At 70.7% G+C, this 19,640-nt stretch carries 17 protein-coding genes; 2 read left to right on the plus strand and 15 right to left on the minus strand.

Annotated elements, in window-relative coordinates; all coding sequences use genetic code 11:
- Positions 1-50: 50 nt before the first annotated feature.
- The 13 genes from pgi to CP975_RS08255 form a co-directional block, all read right to left on the minus strand.
- Complete coding sequence (gene pgi, locus CP975_RS08195) at positions 51-1,703, minus strand: glucose-6-phosphate isomerase (protein ID WP_055527049.1); 1,653 nt, start codon at positions 1,701-1,703, stop codon at positions 51-53.
- A gap of 181 nt (positions 1,704-1,884) precedes the next feature.
- Complete coding sequence (locus CP975_RS08200; RefSeq protein WP_003957010.1) at positions 1,885-2,220, minus strand: RNA polymerase-binding protein RbpA; 336 nt, start codon at positions 2,218-2,220, stop codon at positions 1,885-1,887.
- A gap of 159 nt (positions 2,221-2,379) precedes the next feature.
- Positions 2,380-2,610, minus strand: coding sequence for a preprotein translocase subunit SecG (secG, locus tag CP975_RS08205; protein ID WP_030784160.1), 231 nt, complete (start codon positions 2,608-2,610; stop codon positions 2,380-2,382).
- Between the two features lie 101 nt (positions 2,611-2,711).
- Complete coding sequence (gene tpiA, locus CP975_RS08210; RefSeq protein ID WP_030784157.1) at positions 2,712-3,488, minus strand: triose-phosphate isomerase; 777 nt, start codon at positions 3,486-3,488, stop codon at positions 2,712-2,714.
- A gap of 6 nt (positions 3,489-3,494) precedes the next feature.
- Positions 3,495-4,706 carry a phosphoglycerate kinase gene (locus tag CP975_RS08215; protein WP_055527047.1) on the minus strand — a complete coding sequence of 404 codons (1,212 nt, stop codon included), beginning with the start codon at positions 4,704-4,706 and terminating at the stop codon, positions 3,495-3,497.
- A gap of 110 nt (positions 4,707-4,816) precedes the next feature.
- On the minus strand, positions 4,817-5,827 hold the full coding sequence (gene gap, locus CP975_RS08220) for a type I glyceraldehyde-3-phosphate dehydrogenase (RefSeq protein WP_055527045.1): 1,011 nt from the start codon (positions 5,825-5,827) through the stop codon (positions 4,817-4,819).
- Positions 5,828-6,016: 189 nt separating this feature from the next.
- On the minus strand, positions 6,017-8,977 hold the full coding sequence (locus CP975_RS08225) for a M14 family metallopeptidase (protein WP_055527043.1): 2,961 nt from the start codon (positions 8,975-8,977) through the stop codon (positions 6,017-6,019).
- Between the two features lie 211 nt (positions 8,978-9,188).
- Positions 9,189-10,178, minus strand: a complete 990-nt coding sequence (whiA, locus tag CP975_RS08230) for a DNA-binding protein WhiA (RefSeq protein WP_030784145.1) — start codon at positions 10,176-10,178, stop codon at positions 9,189-9,191.
- The gene (locus CP975_RS08235; RefSeq protein ID WP_030784142.1) at positions 10,169-11,191 is read right to left on the minus strand and encodes a gluconeogenesis factor YvcK family protein; all 1,023 of its coding nucleotides are present in this window, start codon (positions 11,189-11,191) and stop codon (positions 10,169-10,171) included. Before CP975_RS08235 ends, whiA begins: the two co-directional genes overlap by 10 nt.
- Positions 11,188-12,123 carry an RNase adapter RapZ gene (rapZ, locus tag CP975_RS08240; RefSeq protein ID WP_030784139.1) on the minus strand — a complete coding sequence of 312 codons (936 nt, stop codon included), beginning with the start codon at positions 12,121-12,123 and terminating at the stop codon, positions 11,188-11,190. The genes CP975_RS08235 and rapZ overlap by 4 nt, the downstream gene beginning before the upstream one ends.
- Positions 12,120-14,273, minus strand: a complete 2,154-nt coding sequence (gene uvrC, locus CP975_RS08245) for an excinuclease ABC subunit UvrC (protein WP_055535484.1) — start codon at positions 14,271-14,273, stop codon at positions 12,120-12,122. The genes rapZ and uvrC overlap by 4 nt, the downstream gene beginning before the upstream one ends.
- A 133-nt stretch (positions 14,274-14,406) precedes the next feature.
- Positions 14,407-15,237: a hypothetical protein gene (locus CP975_RS08250; protein WP_150476709.1), complete on the minus strand. Its 831-nt coding sequence runs from the start codon at positions 15,235-15,237 to the stop codon at positions 14,407-14,409.
- A gap of 5 nt (positions 15,238-15,242) precedes the next feature.
- Positions 15,243-15,923 carry a papain-like cysteine protease family protein gene (locus tag CP975_RS08255; protein ID WP_150476710.1) on the minus strand — a complete coding sequence of 227 codons (681 nt, stop codon included), beginning with the start codon at positions 15,921-15,923 and terminating at the stop codon, positions 15,243-15,245.
- Positions 15,924-16,149: 226 nt separating this feature from the next.
- On the opposite strand from CP975_RS08255, the gene CP975_RS08260 reads away from it, so the two are divergent.
- Positions 16,150-17,130 carry a hypothetical protein gene (locus CP975_RS08260; protein WP_055532991.1) on the plus strand — a complete coding sequence of 327 codons (981 nt, stop codon included), beginning with the start codon at positions 16,150-16,152 and terminating at the stop codon, positions 17,128-17,130.
- A 15-nt stretch (positions 17,131-17,145) separates the two neighbouring features.
- Here the strand turns inward: CP975_RS08260 and CP975_RS08265 are convergent, their stop codons facing one another.
- Positions 17,146-17,589: a Rieske (2Fe-2S) protein gene (locus CP975_RS08265; protein WP_055532993.1), complete on the minus strand. Its 444-nt coding sequence runs from the start codon at positions 17,587-17,589 to the stop codon at positions 17,146-17,148.
- A 201-nt stretch (positions 17,590-17,790) separates the two neighbouring features.
- Between CP975_RS08265 and CP975_RS08270 the strand changes: the two genes are divergently transcribed.
- Positions 17,791-18,705: a carbohydrate kinase family protein gene (locus CP975_RS08270; RefSeq protein ID WP_055533002.1), complete on the plus strand. Its 915-nt coding sequence runs from the start codon at positions 17,791-17,793 to the stop codon at positions 18,703-18,705.
- Positions 18,706-18,755: 50 nt separating this feature from the next.
- Here CP975_RS08270 and CP975_RS08275 read toward each other — a convergent pair whose 3' ends face one another.
- Positions 18,756-19,532: a crotonase/enoyl-CoA hydratase family protein gene (locus CP975_RS08275; protein ID WP_055533004.1), complete on the minus strand. Its 777-nt coding sequence runs from the start codon at positions 19,530-19,532 to the stop codon at positions 18,756-18,758.
- Positions 19,533-19,640 lie beyond the last annotated feature (108 nt).

Consider the following 19,640-nt stretch of genomic DNA (forward strand, 5'->3'; position numbering starts at 1 on the left):
GTGTCACCCGCCGGGCGGGGCACTCGCATCCGATTAACAGCGCGTGTCGCTCAACGGCCGCGCAGGTCGCGGTACTTGGCGACCAGTGCCGTGGTCGAACCGTCCAGGTCGGGCACCTCGGCGCCCTCGGTCAGCGCGGGCTCGACGCGCTTGGCGAGGACCTTGCCGAGTTCGACGCCCCACTGGTCGAAGGAGTCGATGTTCCACACGGCACCCTGGACGAACACCTTGTGTTCGTAGAGCGCGATGAGCTGACCGAGGACCGAGGGGGTCAGTTCCTTGGCGAGGATCGTCGTCGTGGGGTGGTTGCCCTTGAACGTCTTGTGCGGGACCAGCTCCTCCGCCACCCCCTCGGCGCGCACCTCGTCGGGCGTCTTGCCGAACGCCAGCGCCTGGGTCTGCGCGAAGAAGTTGGCCATCAGCAGGTCGTGCTGGGCGACCAGGCCGGGGGCCAGATCGGCGACCGGCTCGGCGAAGCCGATGAAGTCCGCCGGGATCAACTTCGTGCCCTGGTGAATGAGTTGGTAGTAGGCGTGCTGACCGTTGGTGCCGGGCGTGCCCCAGACGACCGGGCCGGTCTGCCAGTCGACCTCCCGGCCGTCCCGGTCGACGTACTTGCCGTTGGACTCCATGTCCAGCTGCTGGAGGTAGGCCGTGAACTTGGAGAGGTAGTGCGAGTACGGCAGCACGGCGTGCGACTGCGCGTCGTGGAAGTTGCCGTACCAGACGCCCAACAGGCCCATCAGCAGCGGGACGTTGGACTCGGGAGGCGCGGCGCGGAAGTGCTTGTCGACGAGGTGGAAGCCGTCGAGCATCTCGCGGAAGCGGTCGGGCCCGATGGCGATCATCAGGGAGAGGCCGATGGCGGAGTCGTAGGAGTAGCGGCCGCCGACCCAGTCCCAGAACTCGAACATGTTCGCCGTGTCGATGCCGAACTCCGACACCTTCTCGGCATTCGTCGACAGGGCCACGAAGTGCTGGGCGACGGCGTCCTGACCCGCCTTCAGCTCGGTGAGCAGCCAGTCGCGCGCGGAGGTGGCGTTGGTGATCGTCTCGATGGTGGTGAACGTCTTCGAGGCGATGATGAACAGCGTCTCGGCGGCGTCCAGGTCCCGCACGGCCTCGTGCAGGTCGGCGCCGTCCACGTTCGACACGAAGCGGACGGTGAGGTCGCGGTCGGTGAAGGAGCGCAGCGCCTCGTACGCCATGGCGGGGCCGAGGTCGGAGCCGCCGATGCCGATGTTGACGATGTTCTTGATGCGCTTGCCGGTGTGTCCGGTCCACTCGCCGGAGCGGATCCTCTCCGAGAAGGCGCTCATCTTGTCGAGGACGGCGTGCACCGCCGGTACCACGTTCTCGCCGTCGACCATGATGACGGCGTCACGCGGGGCGCGCAGCGCGGTGTGCAGGACGGCGCGGTCCTCGGTGGTGTTGATCTTCTCACCGCGGAACATGGCGTCCCGCAGGCCGAAGACGTCGGTGGCGGCGGCGAGGTCGCGCAGCAGCGTCAGCGTCTCCGCGGTGACGAGGTGCTTGGAGTAGTCGATGTGCAGGTCACCGACCTGGAGGGTGTACGCCGTGCCGCGCGCCGGGTCCGCGGCGAACAGGTCGCACAGCCGCACCTCCCCGAGCTGCTCGCGGTGGGCGGCGAGCGCCGTCCACTCGGGTGTCTGATTGAGCCTGGCGCGGCTTTCTGCGTTCATCTCGGACTTCAGCCTTCTCTCGTACCCGCGTACGTACCTTGTCCCGCTGCCCCACTTGATGGTGCAGCCCAACCTAATGGATCAGAGGGCGGTATGAGATATCTGAAGCTGTCTGTCCGTACCCGTACCGAGATAAGAAACCGGCCGGACACCTTCTCGGTGCCCGGCCGGTTTCCAAGTCCTAGATCTCGCCCCGCAGTTTGGCGAGCGCCTCCGCGAGAATCGCCTCGCCGTCCGCGTCGCTGCGCCGCTCACGCACATACGCCAGGTGCGTCTTGTACGGCTCGGTGCGCGGCGGGTCCGGCGGGTTGTCCCGGTCCTGACCTGCTGGGAAGCCGCAGCGGGGGCAGTCCCACGTGTCGGGGACCTGCGCGTCGCTGGCGAAGCTCGGCTGTGTCTCGTGCCCGTTGGAGCACCAGAAGGAGATGCGCAGTCGCGGGGCGGACTCACCGCGCTCGGCCTCGCCCATCGGCCCCGCCCCGACCCGACTTCCTCGGATCGCGTTGCCACTTGCCACGGTCGTAACTCCCTGCGTGATGGTGCTGCTGCGGGCGCCTCAGTTTACGTAAGGCCCAACGCGCGTCCAGTGTCGGGAGTTACACCCCTCCCCCGGACGCAAGCCCCATGATAAGCCGCGCAAGCGGGCTCGCACCGGACAAGCGACCAGTGCCTGGCGCTAGTTGTTCGCCTTCATCAGCAGGCCCAGCGCGACAATGCACGCGAACCACAGCAGACCGACCACGACCGTGATGCGGTCGAGGTTGCGCTCCGCGACGGAGGAGCCGCCGACGGACGACTGCATGCCGCCGCCGAACATGTCGGAGAGACCGCCGCCCTTGCCCTTGTGCATCAGCACCAGAAGCATCATCAGAGCGCTGAAGACGATCAGGGCGATCGAGAACCCCATAACCACGGCTGGACCAACTTCCTCGGATCTGAATCGACGACGGGGGCCGAAGGCAGGCTTCGGCCCCCGTCAGGGTACGACGTATCGCCGCTACCGCATACTCACTGGTCGCGGAAGCGGACGATCTTGACGAACTCGTCCGAGTCGAGCGCGGCGCCGCCCACGAGGGCGCCGTCGACGTCGGGCTGGGCCATGATCGCGGCGACGTTCCCGGACTTCACCGAGCCGCCGTACTGGATGCGCACCTTGTCGGCCAGCTCCTGCGAGTACAGCTCGGCGAGGCGGCCGCGGATCGCGCCGCAGACCTCCTGCGCGTCCTCGGGGGTCGCGACCTCGCCGGTGCCGATCGCCCAGACCGGCTCGTAGGCGATCACGATGGACTCGGCCTGCTCGGCCGGGATGTCCTTGAGGCCGCCGTCGACCTGGTTCAGCGTGTACTGGACCTGCTGGCCCGCCTTGCGGATCTCCAGGCCCTCGCCGACGCAGAGGATCGGGGTCAGGCCGTGCTTGTAGGCGGCCTTCACCTTGGCGTTGCAGATCTGGTCGGTCTCGTTGTGGTACTGGCGGCGCTCGGAGTGGCCCACGGCGACGTAGGAGCACTTCAGCTTGGCCAGCATCGGGCCCGAGATCTCGCCGGTGTAGGCACCGGAGTCCTGCGCCGAGATGTCCTGGGCGCCGTACTTGATCTTGAGCTTGTCGCCGTCGACCAGGGTCTGCACGGAGCGCAGGTCGGTGAAGGGCGGCAGGACGGCGACCTCGCAGGCCTCGTAGTCCTTGTCGGCCAGGGCGAAGGCCAGCTTCTGGACGTGGGCGATGGCCTCGAGGTGGTTGAGGTTCATCTTCCAGTTGCCCGCCATCAGCGGGGTGCGCGTAGTCATCAGGTGTCAGTTCTCCAGTGCCGCGAGGCCGGGGAGCGTCTTGCCCTCGAGGTATTCGAGGGAGGCGCCACCACCGGTGGAAATGTGGCCGAATGCGTTCTCGTCGAAGCCCAGGGTCCGCACGGCCGCGGCGCTGTCGCCACCGCCGACGACCGTGAAGGCCGAGGTGTCGAGAAGCGCCTGGGCGACCGCCTTGGTGCCCTCGGCGTAGTCGGGGTGCTCGAAGACGCCCATCGGGCCGTTCCAGAAGATGGTGGCCGCGTCGGCGAGCTTCGAGGCGTAGAGCTTACGGGTCTCGGGACCGATGTCGAGACCCTCCTGGTCGGCGGGGATGGCGTCCGCCGCGACCGTGGTCGGGTTGGCCGGGGCCTTGGTCTTCAGGTCCGGGAAGTCCGGGGAGACCAGCACGTCGACGGGGAGGACGAACTCGACGCCCTTCGCCTCGGCCCGCTTCATGTACTCCTTGACCGCCGGGATCTGGTCCTCCTGGAGGAGTGAGATGCCGACCTCGTGGCCCTGGGCCTTGAGGAAGGTGTAGGCCATGCCGCCGCCGATGAGGATGCGGTCGGCCTTCTCCAGGAGGTGGTCGATCACGCCGAGCTTGTCGGAGACCTTGGCGCCGCCGAGGACCACCGCGTACGGCCGCTTCACGTCGTCGGTGAGCTTCTTCAGGACGCCGACCTCGGTGGCGATGAGGTAGCCGGCGTAGTGCGGCAGCTTGGCCGGCAGGTCGAAGACCGAGGCGTGCTTGCGGTGCACGGCGCCGAAGCCGTCGCCCACGTAGACGTCCGCGAGGGCGGCGAGCTTCTCGGCGAACTCGCCGCGATCGGCGTCGTCCTTGCTGGTCTCGCCCGCGTTGAAGCGGAGGTTCTCGATGACGGCGACCTGGCCGGGCTCCAGGCCGTCCACCGCCTCGTGCGCGGCGGGACCGACGGTGTCCTGCGCGAACGCGACGGGCGCGCCCAGGAGTTCACCGAGCCGCTCGGCGGCGGGCAGCAGTGAGAAGGCCGGGTCCGGGGCGCCCTTGGGGCGGCCCAGGTGGGAGGCCACGACGACCTTGGCACCCGCGTCGGCGAGGGCCTTGACGGTCGGCAGGACGGCGCGGATGCGGCCGTCGTCGGTGATGGTGCCGTCGGCGAGCGGCACGTTGAGGTCGGCGCGGACGAACACCCGCTTGCCGTTGACCCCTTCGGCGAGAAGTGCGTCGATCGTCTTCACTACTGGACTCCTTGGGAGGGCTGACATGCAATGACATGCAACAGGGCCCGTCCGGCGCGGCGGTGCGCGGGACAGACCCTGTGCTCACATCGAGATGCCTGCTCTGGATATTAGAGCTGACCGCCGACGAAGACCGTGAGGTCGACCAGACGGTTGGAGTAGCCCCACTCGTTGTCGTACCAGCCGAGGATCTTCACCGACTTGCCGTCCTGGACCATGGTCATGGACGAGTCGAAGGTGCAGGAGGCCGGGTCGCTGACGATGTCCGAGGACACGATCGGGTCCTCGGTGTAGAAGAGGTAGCCCTTCAGGTCGCCGTCGTCGGCGGCCTTCTTGAACGCGGCGTTGACCTCGTCCTTGGTGACCTCGCGGGAGACCTCGACCACCAGGTCGGTGGCGGAGCCCGTCGGGACCGGGACGCGCATGGCGATGCCGTCCAGCTTGCCCTTGAGCTGCGGCAGGACCAGGGCGGTGGCCTTGGCGGCGCCGGTGGTCGTCGGGATGATGTTCTCCGCGGCGGCGCGGGCGCGGCGCAGGTCCGAGTGCGGGAAGTCCAGGATGCGCTGGTCGTTGGTGTACGCGTGGACCGTCGTCATCAGGCCCTTGACGATGCCGAAGTTCTCGTCGAGGACCTTGGCCATCGGCGCCACGCAGTTGGTGGTGCAGGAGGCGTTGGAGATGACGTGGTGGTTGGCCGCGTCGTACTTGTCCTGGTTGACGCCCATCACGATGGTGATGTCCTCGTCCTTGGCCGGAGCCGAGATGAGGACCTTCTTGGCACCGCCGGTGATGTGCTTCTCGGCGTCGGCCTTCTTCGTGAAGATGCCCGTGGACTCGATCACGATGTCGACGCCGAGGTCGCCCCACGGGATGTCCGCGGGGTTGCGCTCGGACAGCACCTTGATGGTGCGGCCGTCGACGGTGATGGTGTCCTCGGTGTGCGACACCTCGGCCTTGAGGCGGCCCAGGATGGTGTCGTACTTCAGAAGGTGCGCGGTGGTCGCGGTGTCACCCAGGTCGTTGACAGCCACGATCTCGATGTCCGCACCCTGCTCGAGCAGCGCGCGGAAGTAGTTGCGACCGATGCGGCCAAAGCCGTTGATGCCTACGCGGATCGTCACGAAACCGATCTCCTCGTTGGTACGCCGGTTTTAGACGCCGGCGAGTTGTATGGGATGTCCCCGACCGCCTCCGACCCTACCTCTCCGAAGGCCCCGAGGTGACATTGAGTGGGGCTGGAAGCCGCACAAAGGCCCGTACCCCTCAGTAGGGGTACGGGCCACCGGGACCTTGGACCCGATTACGCCGTGTCAGCTGCGCAAATGTGCCAGGGAGGCGCCCATAAGAGCGGTTCTTTCCGCACTTCCGGGCACGTGCTCCAGGCCGAAGCCGAGGAGCACGCTGTCACGCGCTGTAACCGCCGCGTAGGGCTTGTACAGCTCCCCGGAGCTGCTCCAGTCGCCTGTGATATTGGGGCTCCCGGCCGGGGGCGGGGAGACCTTCCAGGAGCCGAGCGAGGTCTCGAATCCCTCGGTCTCCTTGACATCGCCGCCGATGACCAGCTGCGCCTTGTCGGCGAAGAGGCCGCGCCCCCCGCTGGAGGGGTCGGTGACGGAGGCGAGGGAGACCTCGACCTTCTTGCCCGCGTAGGCGCTCAGGTCGAAGGCGACGGGCTTCCAGCCGCCGGAGGAACCCGTGAAGCTGTTCCAGGAGCCGCTGCTGCCGGTGGCCGTGCAGCCGCCCGCCCCGAGCGTCAGGTAGTGGCGCAGGAAGGGGTGGCCGTTGAGGAGGAACCCGGCGGCGCACTCGGCGGGCACGGTGGCCCGGGAGTTGCCGTTCCTGTCGGGCAGCGTCGTCCAGTCGTCGGCGCCCGGGGTGCGGGCTTCGAGCAGCCCGTGGTCGTATCCGGGCTCCAGGCTCCAGTTGAGGGCCAGCCTCAGCTCGGGCTTGTCGGCGGCCGGGACGCCGGTCAGGTCGAGGGTGCGGGTGAGCCGCTTGTAGTCCCGGTCGGCGTGGGTGGCCGAGGCCATGCCCTGGCCCTCGTAGGGCGCGTACGGGTTGGTGAGGCCGGGGTAGGAGCCCGCGGCGGCGCTCTTGAACTGCGGGAATTGCCTGGCGGGCAGGTTGTCGGAGGTGACGGTGAAGCGGCCGGCCTTGTCCAGCGGGTTGGCGCCGGCGTCGGCGAGCGGGGTGTTCACCCGGCCGAGCGCGCCGCTGCCCTTGAAGCTCTTGACGCCGGGGGCGGGCAGACGTTCGTAGGCGCCGAGGTAGTACTGCGCGAAGTCGTCGGTCAGGGCCTCGCCCAGGTCGACGTCCCCGCCGGTGCGCTCGCCGGACTCGATGAGATTGCCGCCCTCGTTGAGGTAGGCGCGCAGGGCGAGTTGGGTGGGTGCGCCGGGGACGGGGTCGCCGGTGGGGTGCACGACTACGGAGAAGTGCGACAGGACGCCCAGCGGGTGCGGAGCACCTCGCTCGGCGACGTCCCAGACGGCGGCGGAGCGTCCGTTGGCCTTCAGGGCGTCGATGTACTTCTTGGTCTGGGCGGCCGGGGCGCCTTCCTCGGCGACGACGAGCGCGCTCCCCTTCGGGCGCTCGGCGACGGTGTACGTGAAGTGCTCGCTCTGGGTACGTCCCTTCTTGGTGCGGCCGGTGAACCACACCTCCACCTTGTCGCCCGCGCGGGCGCCCTCGACCTCGGCGCGGTACTGGTCGAAGTGGAGGTTGTCCTCACCGCCGTAGGTCTCGCCGCCCTTCCAGGCCTTGAGTTTCTCGTCGTGCGTGCGGCCGCCGTTGATCCGGTAGTTCAGCTCCTTGCCGCGCACGGACTTGCGGGCGGTGACGGCGACTTCCTGGTCGCCGCCGCGTGCGTACGAGGTGGAGAAGGTGTCCGGGGTGAAGTCCGGAGCCTCGATGCCGCTGACGGAGACCGGCTGGTCCGGGTGGAGTGCCGTCTCGGCGACGGCGAGCGCGAAGGGGACGTTCTTCGCGAACTCCTGCTGGATCAGCTTCTCGTCGTCGGGGAAGGTGAAGATGGACGCGCAGTCCTCGGGCCTCCAGGCGTCGCCCGGGTCTACGTTCGAGGCGGTCTGGCAGGTGGACATCTCGGGGGTGAACATCGGGATGCCGTTGATGTTGCCCGCGTGACCGTCGGCCTCGCCGTTGGTGGTGTACAGCTCGGAGGCGACCTGCGGGTGGTAGTCGGGTATCGCGGGCTTCTCGGGGGTGCCCGCGAGTGCCTTGTAGAGCACGTCGTCCGGGGTGGGCGTGGCGACCTGCCAGCCCACTCCGTAGAGGATCAGTTCGGCCGCGGAGTGGTAGTTGATGCCGTACTCGAAGCCGATCCGCTTCTGGAAGCGGTCGAGCGCCTTGGTCTCGGGCTCGGACATGGGTCCCGTGCCGCGGTAGGTCTCCGAGGAGGGGTGGGGGGACGAACCCTCGTTGTCGTAGCCCCACTTGTAGGCGAAGTTGCGGTTGAGGTCGACGCCGTCGCCGGGGGCGATCCGGCCGTCGCCGTCGATGTCGCGGAGGTTCTTGCGCCACTGGCGCTCCCCGTCGGCGGCGTGCGTGAAGTCGTAGCCGTCGGGGTTGGCGGAGAGCACGAACCACAGCTCGGTGGAGTCCACCAGCTTGGTGATGCGCTTGTCCTTGCCGTAGTTGTCGAGGTAGTGGTGCATCAGGCGGCGGGTCATCTCGGGGGTGATCCACTCGCGTGCGTGCTGGTTGGACAGGTAGAGCGTGGACGGCTTGGAGCCGTCCTTGGACTTCTTGGCGTTCTTGGAGAGTTTCAGGGCGAGGATGTCCTTGCCCTGAAGGCTCTTGCCGATGGAGACGACCTTGGTGAGGCCGGGGTGGGCCTGCCCGGTCCTGACGATCTCCTCCTTGAGGCCGCCCTTTCCGCTGTACGGGCGGTAGACGCCGTCGCCCGCGGCCTTGAGCCTCTTCTCCGCGGCCGGGGACACCTTGTGCTCGCTGAGTTCGATGCCCTGGCGCTCGATCGCCTCGGCCTGGCCCTCGGTCAGATACAGCTCGACGCGGCCGGTGCCGCGCTCGGGGGCCTGTCCGGCGAGTTCGTGGGCGTCCTGGCCCGCCTTGATCAGGATCGGTATCTGCTTCTTGGTGACGTCGGCCTGGTAGACCTTCACGGCCGCCGGGTCGTCGGCGGCCGGGGATTTCGCGGGTCCGCTCGCCTGGGCGTGCGGCGCGGCGGCGAGACCGCCGATGAGCAGTGCGCTCGCGGCGAGGATCGACCTCGCGCTCGCTCTTCGTCTCATGTGCCCCCCTTGCGGTTGTCCGGCACAGATGTGCCGGATGCAAGGCTCGTGACAGTGCATGATCATGTCAATACAGCGGGTGAGGATGCCGGGGGGCGGGCACGCGGAACGCGGGGGCGGGCACGCGAAAGCCGCCGGTGCCGTGTGGGGCGCCGACGGCTCACGTGGCCTGCGGTGCGGTAAAGGCCTGGGGTGCGGTAAAGGCCTGGGGTCAGACCGCCATGTTGTCCGCGAGCTCCTCGGTCAGATTGGACTCCGTGCCGGGGATGCCCAGGTCCTGGGCCCGCTTGTCGGCCATGGCGAGCAGCCGGCGGATGCGGCCCGCGACGGCGTCCTTGGTCAGCGGCGGGTCGGCGAGGGCGCCCAGCTCCTCCAGGGAGGCCTGCTTGTGCTCCATGCGCAGCCGTCCCGCGGCCGCCAGGTGCTCGGGCACCTCGTCGCCGAGGATCTCCAGGGCGCGCTGCACGCGGGCACCGGCGGCGACGGCCGCGCGCGCCGAGCGGCGCAGGTTCGCGTCGTCGAAGTTGGCCAGGCGGTTGGCGGTGGCACGCACCTCGCGCCGCATCCGCCGCTCCTCCCAGGCGAGCACCGACTCGTGCGCCCCGAGACGGGTGAGCAGCGCGCCGATCGCGTCCCCGTCGCGTACGACGACCCGGTCCACGCCCCGCACCTCGCGCGCCTTGCCCGCGATCTGGAGTCGGCGCGCGGCGCCGACGAGCGCGAGCGCGGCCTCCGGGCCGGGGCAGGTCACCTCCAGGGAGGATGAGCGGCCGGGCTCGGTGAGCGAGCCGTGCGCGAGGAACGCCCCGCGCCAGGCCGCCTCCGCGTCGCAGGTGGCCCCCGAGACCACCTGCGGCGGCAGGCCCCGGATGGGGCGGCCGCGGCCGTCCACGAGGCCCGTCTGCCGGGCCAGCTGATCGCCGCCCGCGACCACCCGAACGACGTAACGCGAACCGCGCCGCAGGCCGCCGGGGGCCATCACGATCAGCTCCGAGCTGTGCCCGAAGATCTCCAGGATGTCCCGCTTCAGGCGTCGTGCCGCCATCGCGGTGTCCAGCTCCGCCTCGATCACGATGCGGCCGCTCACCAGGTGAAGGCCGCCCGCGAACCGCAGGATCGCCGAGACCTCTGCCTTCCTGCAGCAGGTCCGGGTGACGGGAAGCCGGGAGATCTCGTCCTTCACCGCTGCCGTCATCGCCATGGGCCGATCCTTCCATGCATCCGAAAAATACGGTCGTACGCGGCTGCCAGGAGCTCCGGATCGTGCCTCGGAGTCCCGTCGGGCCGGGCCACCGGCGCCAGCTCGACCGTCGCACCGAGCCGCTTCGCGGCATCGGTCAGCGACTCTCGGTCGGGCACGGCGGCCTCGTCGGCCAGCACCACGTCCAGGGCGAGTTTAGGGGCGTGTCGGGCCAAAACCTCCAAATGACGCTGCGGAGAGAAGCCATCGGTTTCTCCCGGTTGCGGCGCGAGGTTGAGCGGGAGGACCTTGCGGGCCTTCGTCTCGGTGAGCGCGTCGAGCAGTTCGGGGACCAAAAGGTGCGGGATCACCGAGGAGAACCAGGAGCCCGGGCCGAGCACGACCCAGTCCGCGTCGAGCACGGCGGCGACCGCCTCGGGGACGGCCGGCGGGTCGTGCGGGACGACGTGCACGGACTGGACCTCGCCCGGGGTGAGGGCCACCGTGGCCTGGCCGCGGACGGTGTCCACGTCGTCGGGGCGGGCCGGGTCGTGGCCCTTGACCAGGGCCTGGAGCTCCAGGGGGACGGCCGACATGGGCAGCACCCGGCCCTGGGCGCCGAGCAGGCGGCCGACCAGGTCCAGGGCCTGGACGTGGTCGCCGAGCTGCTCCCACAGGGCGACGATCAGGAGATTGCCGACCGCGTGCTCGTGCAGGTCGCCGCGGGACTGGAAGCGGTGCTGGATGACGCGGGCCCAGGTCTGGCCCCAGTCGTCGTCGCCGCAGAGCGCGGCGAGCGCCTTGCGCAGGTCACCGGGCGGCAGCACGCCCAGCTCGTCACGGAGGCGGCCGCTGGAGCCGCCGTCGTCGGCGACCGTGACGACGGCGGTGAGGTCACCGGCCCCGGTGATGCGGCGCAGCGCGGCGAGCGAGGCGGACAGCCCCATGCCCCCGCCGAGCGCGACCACCTTCGGCTGGGTGCCCCGCTTGCGGCCCAGACGGGTCAGGCGGACGGTCCGGCGGGTCGGCTTCACTCGCGCCCCATGTCCCGGTGGACCATGACGGTCTCCACGCCCTCGGAGGCCAGGCGTGCCGCGAGCTTCTCCGACATGGCCACCGAGCGGTGCTTGCCGCCCGTGCAGCCGACCGCGATCGTCACGTAACGCTTGCCCTCGCGGCGGTAGCCCGCGGCGATGAGCTGGAGCAGCTCGGCGTACCGGTCGAGGAACTCCTTGGCGCCGGGCTGGTTGAAGACGTACGCCGCCACCTCCTCGTTCAGGCCGGTGTACTGGCGCAGCTCGGGGACCCAGTGGGGGTTCGGCAGGAAGCGCATGTCGACGACGAGGTCGGCGTCGACCGGGAGCCCGTACTTGAAGCCGAAGGACATGACGGTGGCCCGCAGCTCGGGCTCCTCCTCGCCCGCGAACGAGGCGTCCATCTTGGCGCGCAGCTCGTGCACGTTGAGGCTGGAGGTGTCGATGACGAGGTCGGCGTCGCCGCGCAGCTCGCGCAGCAGGTCGCGCTCGGCGGCGATGCCGTCGACGATGCGGCCGTCGCCCTGGAGCGGGTGGGGGCGGCGGACCGACTCGAAGCGGCGCACCAGGGCCTCGTCGGAGGACTCCAGGAAGACGATGCGCCGCGTGACGTTCTTCGACTCCAGCTCGGCGAGGGACTCGCGGAGGTTGTCGAAGAAGCGCCGGCCGCGGACGTCGACGACGACCGCGATGCGGGCGACGTTGCCCTGCGAGCGGGCTCCGAGCTCCACCATCGTGGGGATCAGCGCGGGCGGCAGGTTGTCGACCACGAACCAGCCGAGGTCCTCCAGGCACTTGGCGGCCGTACTGCGTCCGGCGCCCGACATGCCGGAGATGATCACCAGTTCGGGGATCGCCGCCTCCGGCACCCCTGGCGTCTCGATGGGCGTGCCCGCACTCACTTGCTCTCCACCTTCGTCGTGCTCGCTCATGTCTGCTGCCCCCGTCGTTCCTCTGCGGCGCCCGCGGTCACGGGCTCCTCGTCTGCGCTGCCGGAGGGACCCGCGGTCACGGGTTCCTCGTCCTCGCCGCCAAAGATGTCCGCCGGGGCGGGCATCTCGACCGCACTACCCGAGGCGCCCGCCGAGGTGGGCTCCTCGTCTTCCATGATCTCTCCGGTCGCCATGTTCACGGCGGGGGCGGCGGGTGCCGCCCGGGCGAAGGCCGCCACGATGGCCTCAGCCGTCTTGCGGCCTATGCCCGGAACCTCGCAGATCTGGTCGATTGTCGCGGATCGGAGTCTCTTCACCGAACCGAAGTGCTTGATCAGCGTCCGCTTGCGGGCGTCGCCGAGCCCCGGCACCTCGTCCAGCGGCCCCGCCTTGAAGCGCTTGGCCCGCTTGGCGCGCTGGTAGGTGATGGCGAAGCGGTGCGCCTCGTCACGTACGCGCTGGAGGAGATAGAGCCCCTCGCTGGTGCGCGGCAGGATGACCGGGTCCTCCTCGGTGGGGACCCAGACCTCCTCCAGGCGCTTGGCCAGGCCGCAGACCGCGATGTCGTCGATGCCCAGCTCGTCGAGGGCCCGCTGGGCGGCCGCCACCTGCGGCTGGCCGCCGTCGACGACGACGAGCTGCGGGGGGTACGCGAACCGCTTGGGGCGGCCGTCCTCCTCGGTGAGGCCGCTGGCGGGAACCTCGCCGCTCTCCGGGTCGGCTCCCTCCTCGGACCACTCCCCCGTCCGCTCCTTGTCGGAGATGTAGCGCTTGAAGCGGCGCGTGATCACCTCGTGCATGGAGCGGACGTCGTCCTGGCCCTCGAAGCCCTTGATCTGGAACCGGCGGTACTCGCTCTTCCTGGCGAGGCCGTCCTCGAAGACGACCATCGACGCCACGACGTCGTCACCCTGGAGGTGCGAGATGTCGTAGCACTCGATGCGCAGGGGCGCGCTGTCCAGCTCCAGGGCGGCCGCGATCTCCTCCAGGGCGCGGGAGCGGGTGGTGAGGTCGGAGGCGCGCTTGGTCTTGTGCAGGACCAGGGACTGCTGGGCGTTGCGCGCGACGGTCTCCATGAGGGCCTTCTTGTCGCCGCGCTGCGGGATGCGCAACGAGACGTTGGCACCGCGGCGCTCCGTCAGCCACTCCTGGACCGGCTCCAGGGGATCGGGCAGGGCCGGGACCAGCACCTCCTTGGGCACGGCGTCGCCGGTCTCCTCGCCGTAGAGCTGCTGGAGCGCGTGCTCGACGAGGTCGCCGCTGGTGACCGCCTCGACCTTGTCGGTGACCCAGCCTCGCTGGCCGCGCACGCGGCCGCCCCGGACGTGGAAGATCTGGACGGCGGCCTCCAGCTCGTCCTCGGCGAGGGCGATGAGGTCCGCGTCGGTGGCGTCGGCGAGGACGACGGCGCTCTTCTCCATCGCCTTCTTGAGGGCGTCGATGTCGTCGCGCAGGCGGGCCGCGCGCTCGTACTCCATCTCCTCGGCCGCGTCCGCCATCTGCCGCTCCAGGCGGCGGATGTACGTCCCGGTGCGGCCGGCCATGAAGTCGCAGAAGTCCTCGGCGAGTTCGCGGTGGTCCTCGGGGGTGACGCGCTCCACGCAGGGCGCCGAGCACTTGCCGATGTAGCCGAGCAGGCAGGGGCGGCCGGTGCGGGTGGCGTTCTTGAACACGCCCGCGGAGCAGGTGCGCACCGGGAAGGCGCGCAGGAGGAGGTCGACGGTGTCGCGGATCGCCCAGGCGTGGCCGTAGGGGCCGAAGTAGCGCACGCCCTTCTTCTTGTGGCCGCGCATCACCTGCACGCGCGGGAACTTCTCGTTCATCGTCACCGCGAGGTACGGATAGCTCTTGTCGTCGCGGTACTTGACGTTGAACCGGGGGTCGAACTCCTTGATCCAGGAGTACTCCAGCTGGAGCGCCTCGACCTCGTTGTTCACCACCGTCCACTCGACGGAGGCGGCGGTCGTCACCATGGAGCGGGTGCGGGGGTGCAGGTTCGCCAGGTCCTGGAAGTAGCTGGCCAGGCGCTGGCGCAGGCTCTTGGCCTTCCCGACGTAGATCACCCGGCGGTGCTCGTCGCGGAATTTGTAGACCCCCGGGGCGTCGGGGATCTGTCCCGGCTTGGGGCGGTAGCTGGAAGGGTCGGCCATGTCGGACAGCCTACTGGCGTGCGCTGACAGTCCGGGTCGGCGCAGGGGACGGCCGCCGTACCCCGCGGGGAACAGCGGCCGCACCCCCGGTAGGGGACGGCGGTCGGCGTCCCGGCCGCCGTCCCCGGCTCGCTCAGCCCTGCTGCCGCGCCTTGCGGCGCCGCACGAGCGCCGTCCCGGAGAGGCCGAGGGCGACCAGGGCGCTCGCGCCGGCCAGTGAGGAGGCGACCGTCACGGGGCCTTCGGCCGTGCTCTCGGCCGGGCCCGCGACGGAGGCCTGCTCGGCCTTCGCGTCGTCGTATCCGCCCGCCTTGCCCGACTTCTCGTACGCGGAGCCCGGCAGCTTGTCGCCGTACGCTTTCTGGACGCGCTTGCGATAGGCGGCCAGCGAGGTGCCGTCGGCGCCCACGGCTCGCACCGCGTCCTTGTCGAGGGGCAGCACGCGCGCGTGGCCCTGCACGTACCAGGCGTTGATCTGCGGCTCGTGGAAGACGGTGCCTCCGGGGAGCTTCTTCGCGCCCGCGCGCGCGTAGCGGGTCTCGTCGTCCCCTGTGGCGATGTTCACGACCTGCCACGACCCGCCTCGCTCGACCGTCCACAGGGAGGCCTCCTGGCCGTCCGAGGAGACGGCCTTGCTGGCGAGGAACTCCAGGCGGGTGACCGGTGCGCCCTTCTTGCCCGCGACGAACTCCGGGGAGAGGTAGTACACGGGTACGGCCTTGCCCTCGACCCGCGGGTCGGCCGCGGCCCTGGCGACCGCTCCCTCCCGGGAGAAGAAGCGGGAGAGCGTCTCCAGGGTCTTCGGCGCCTGCGCCGCCTTGTGCGCGGCGTCACGCGAGGCCGCGGAGGGGGCGGGGGGTCCGGAGTCGGCGGTGGCGGCCGGGGTGACGAGGCCCACGAGCAGGGTGGCGGCCGACGTGGCGAGCGCGGCCCTGGCCAGGTGGCGGGGAAGGTGACGGGTCATCGCTCTCACGCCCCTATCCGGTAGAGCGAGTGGGTCCAGGAGAAGGTGTTGTTGTCGACGTACCAGGCGTGCGAGGCCCAGTTGTAGCGGTCGCTGGAGGGCCAGGGGTCGCCCCAGTAGACCCAGCTGTTGGCGTCGTCGTAGCCGTAGAGGACGTGCATGTGACCGCCGCCGTTGGACCACTGGATGCGGGTCTCGACCGGGCGTCCCGCGTCGACCTCGGTCTTGACCGTGGAGTAGCGCAGCCACCCGGTGACGTACGAGCCGGGGTTGATGCCCGCCCAGCGCAGGCCGTTCTGCACATTGCCGAGCGTGGCCTGGTTGTTGGGGCACTCGGTGTTCTGGCTGCGCCCGAAGGCGGCGTTGCAGAACTGGTTCTGGCTGTAGTTGCGGCCCATGAAGGCCGCGATGGTGTTGCCGCCCGCGGCCCAGCACCAGTTGGTCTTCTGCTGCGCCTGCATGGTGATGTTCAGGCGCTTCGCGGCGAGGACGGAGGCGTCGGCTGCGGCCGTGCCGCTCGCCTCGGAGGCGGCGGGCGCGGCGGACGTGACGGGGGCGGCGGAGGTGGTGGGGGCGGGGGCCGCCGTGGCCGTGGGGGCGGTCAGGAGCGCGGCGGCGACGACGGCGAGCGCGCAGAGATGTCTGCGTCTGCCTGTGCTGCTGGTCCTGCTGATCGGTGGGCGCATCGCGTTCCTCCCGAGCGGGATGTGGGGTGTGGAGGAGCGCGTCCGGACGCTGCGATTGAGCATCGAGTGTTGTCGAGTGCAGGTCAACACGCTTCAATGCGGAATTACTTGGGCCGTGAACGGCGGCGTACGGATGTGAACGGACGTCGTACGCCGACCTGGCGACCCGCTCCGACCGGCGCGAACGCCGGGCGGCTGGAGTGAACGTTCACAGAAAGGGGCCCGCATGCGGCACGGCACACGGTTCGCACACGGCGCGCCCGCGGACGCGGCATGGATGGCGGACGACGAACCTGCGGAGCTGACGGCCGCCCTGCGCACCGGCCCCTTCCACCTCGCGCTGCGCACCGCGATCGCCGTCCGGCGACTGCCGTTGCAGCGCGTGCGTCACCATCTGGCCCAGCACGGCATCAACGTCGGGGTGACCAGTCTGAGTTACTGGCAGCAGGGCGCCCGGCGCCCCCAGCGCGCCGAGTCGCTGCGCGCCGTACGCGCCCTGGAGGAGATCCTTCAGCTCCCCGAGGAGTCGCTGCTCCGGCTCCTCGCCCACCCCGGCGAGCGCGCCGACACCGAACGGCCCGCCGCACGCTCGTACCGCTCCCTCGTGGAGGCCTCCGACGTACTGCGCGCGCTCCTGACCGAACTGGGCTCGCCGGTCGACGGCGGGCTGCACACCATCGGCCACCACGAGCGGGTGCGGATCGGCGCGCGCCGCGAGCTGGTCGGCCGCGAGTCGCAGCACGTCGTACGCGCCCACCGCGACGGTATCGACCACTACGTCGCCATCTACCACGGCGACCCCGGCTGTGCCCCCGACCGCGTGCGCGTGCGGGCTCTGGAGAACTGCCGTACGGGGCGCGTGCGCTGGCATGAGGGGACGGGGGTGCTGGTCGCCGAACTGCTCTTCGACGCGCGGCTGCGGGCGGGCGACACGCATCTGTTCGCGTACGGCTTCGAGGACGGCACGGCGGGGACGGCCACCGAGTACGTGCGCGGCTTCACGTACGCGGGCGGGCAGTACGCGCTCCAGATCCGCTTCGACGAGCTGGCCCTGCCCGTACGCTGCCACCGCTTCGCCCAGCAGTCGGCCGCCGGGCCGCGCGGGGGCCGGCAGGAGCTGACCTTGAGCGGCAGCCACCGCTCAGTGCATCTGGTGGAGCCACAGGTGCGGGCGGGGCTGCTGGGGATCGCGTGGGACTGGGAGTAGGGGCCTCGGGGTGAGCTAGGCCTTCTTCCCGGCGCCGGGGTTCTGGGGGCCCGCGATGATCTTGCCGTTCTCCACCTTGACCGGCAGCTCGGCCAGCGGCTTGACGGCCGGCTCCTTCAGCACCTTGCCGTTCGTGGCGTCGAACTGGCTGCCGTGGCACTGGCAGATGAGCTTGTGCCCCTCCAGCGTCTGGATCGGACACCGCGCGTGCGTGCAGATCGTGCTGTACGCCTTGTACTCGTCCTCGGAGATCCGGCTGACGACCACGTTCTCGTCCGTGTACAGCTTCGAGGCGCCCACCTTCACGTCGTCGGACTTCCCGAGGTCCACCGGCGCGGTCGGCGCCGACCTGTTCGATCCGCCGTCGTCCGAGGCGCAGGCGGTGAGGCCGAGCCCGACGGCCGGGGCGAGAGCGGCGGCCCGCAGCACGGTGCGGCGGGCGGGGGGCGTGCCGGGCATGGTGTCTCCACAGGTCAGGGGCGTTTCGGTGACGGATCAGACCATACCGGCGCGCGGCTTTGGGGCCGGGTTGGGCGCGGGCGTGCCCGAGTGCCGCCCGCTTCCTGCCGAAGGGCCGCGCACGGCCTAGCCTGAGCGGGATGCCGGGCGCGCGCCGTGCCGCGCGGCCCGAGCCAGGCAGCGCCCCGAGAGGAACCACCCGTGATAGTCGTCGCAGGAGAGGCCCTGATCGACCTCGTGCCGCAGGAGGCGGACCAGGACGCCGGGCTGCCCCCGCTCGCGCCGCGCCTCGGCGGCGGCCCGTACAACACCGCCGTGGCACTCGGCCGCCTCGGCTCACCCGTCGCGTTCTGCTCGCGCGTGTCACGCGACGCGTTCGGCGAGGCGCTCCTCGGCGGGCTGCGGGCGGCCGGTGTCGATCTCTCGTACGTCCAGCGCGGCCCCGAGCCGACGACGCTCGCCGTCGCCTCGGTCGGCGCGGACGGCTCCGCCGGGTACTCCTTCTACGTCGAGGGCACGGCCGACCGCCTGTTCAGCGCTCCGGACCGCCTCCCCGACGGCGTACGCGCGATGTCGTTCGGCACCTGCTCGCTCGTCCTCGAACCGGGCGCGAGCGCGTTCGAGGAACTGCTGCGCCGCGCGGCGGGACGCGGCGTGTTCACGGCGCTCGACCCGAACGTACGAGCCGCGCTGATCCCCGACGCGGACGCGTACCGCGCGCGGTTCAGGAGCTGGCTGCCGTCGGTGTCGCTGCTCAAGCTGTCGCAGGAGGACGCCGACTGGCTCGGCGGCACCCCGCGGGAGTGGCTGGCGTCCGGGCCGTCGGCCGTGGTCGTCACGCGCGGCGGTGAAGGCCTGTGGCTGTACACGCGGGACGGGGACGAGCTGCGCGTTCCCGGCGAACCGGTCGACGTGGTGGACACGATCGGCGCGGGCGACACGGTCAACGCGGCGCTGCTGCACGGCCTCGCGACCCGGGACGCGCTCTCGCCGGAAGCGGTGGCCGGGCTGGACGCCGAGGCCTGGTCGGACGTACTGCGGTTCGCGGCGCGGGCGGCGGCGGTCACCTGCTCGCGAACGGGCGCGGAACCTCCGTATGCGGCGGAGCTCGGGTAGGGCGCGAGTTCGGACAGGGCGCGGTCAGCGGGTCTCGGCGTGCGGGCGGGTCACCGTTCCGTGAACGCCCCGTGCCGGCCCGCGCCCGCCGTGAAGCGGGCGGCTCCCTCGGCGGCCTCGGCCAGTGAGTGCAGGCCGTGCCGCAACTCTCCCGCCATCGCCTCCTGCTCGGACAGGCCGCCCTGTTCGAGGAGGGAGAGCCGGTCGTGCCGCAGGCAGGTCTGGGGGAAGGCGGCGATCTCGGCGGCGAGGCGCTCGGCCGCGGCGCGCGAGGTGCCGGTGGGCACCGTGCGGTTGACCAGGCCCATGGCGAGCGCTTCGGCCGCGCCCACCGGACGGCCCGTCAGGATCAGGTCCATGGCACGGCTCTCGCCGATCAGCCGCGGCAGCCGTACCGTCCCGCCGTCGATGAGCGGGACGCCCCAGCGGCGGCAGAAGACCCCGAGGACGGCATCCTCGTCGGCGACCCTCAGATCGCACCAGAGGGCGAGTTCGAGGCCGCCCGCGACGGCGTGACCGGAGATCGCCGCGATCACCGGCTTGGACAGGCGCATCCGGGTGGGGCCCAGGGGGCCGTCGCCACCACCTTCCCCGGCCTCCGTCACGTCGTTGCCGTCGGGGGTCCCGATGGCCTTGAGGTCGGCGCCCGCGCAGAAGGTGCCGCCCTCGCCCCACAGGACGGCGACGGAGGCGTCCGGGTCGGCGTCGAAGGCGCGGAAGGCGTCTGCGAGGGCGCGGGCGGTGGGCCCGTCGACGGCGTTCCGGGCGGCGGGCCGGGACAGCACGATGGTGGTGACGGGCCCTTCGCGTTCAGTACGTACGGACATGGGGCCAGCCGACCACGGGCGGGGGCGCCCGACAAGACGTCCCCCCAAGACGTCCCCGCCTCCGGACCCGCCGACCGAGAACGCCCCGCCCCTTCGGTGGACTCCCGG

The sequence above is a fragment of the Streptomyces alboniger genome (genome assembly GCF_008704395.1).
GTDB lineage: Bacteria > Actinomycetota > Actinomycetes > Streptomycetales > Streptomycetaceae > Streptomyces > Streptomyces alboniger.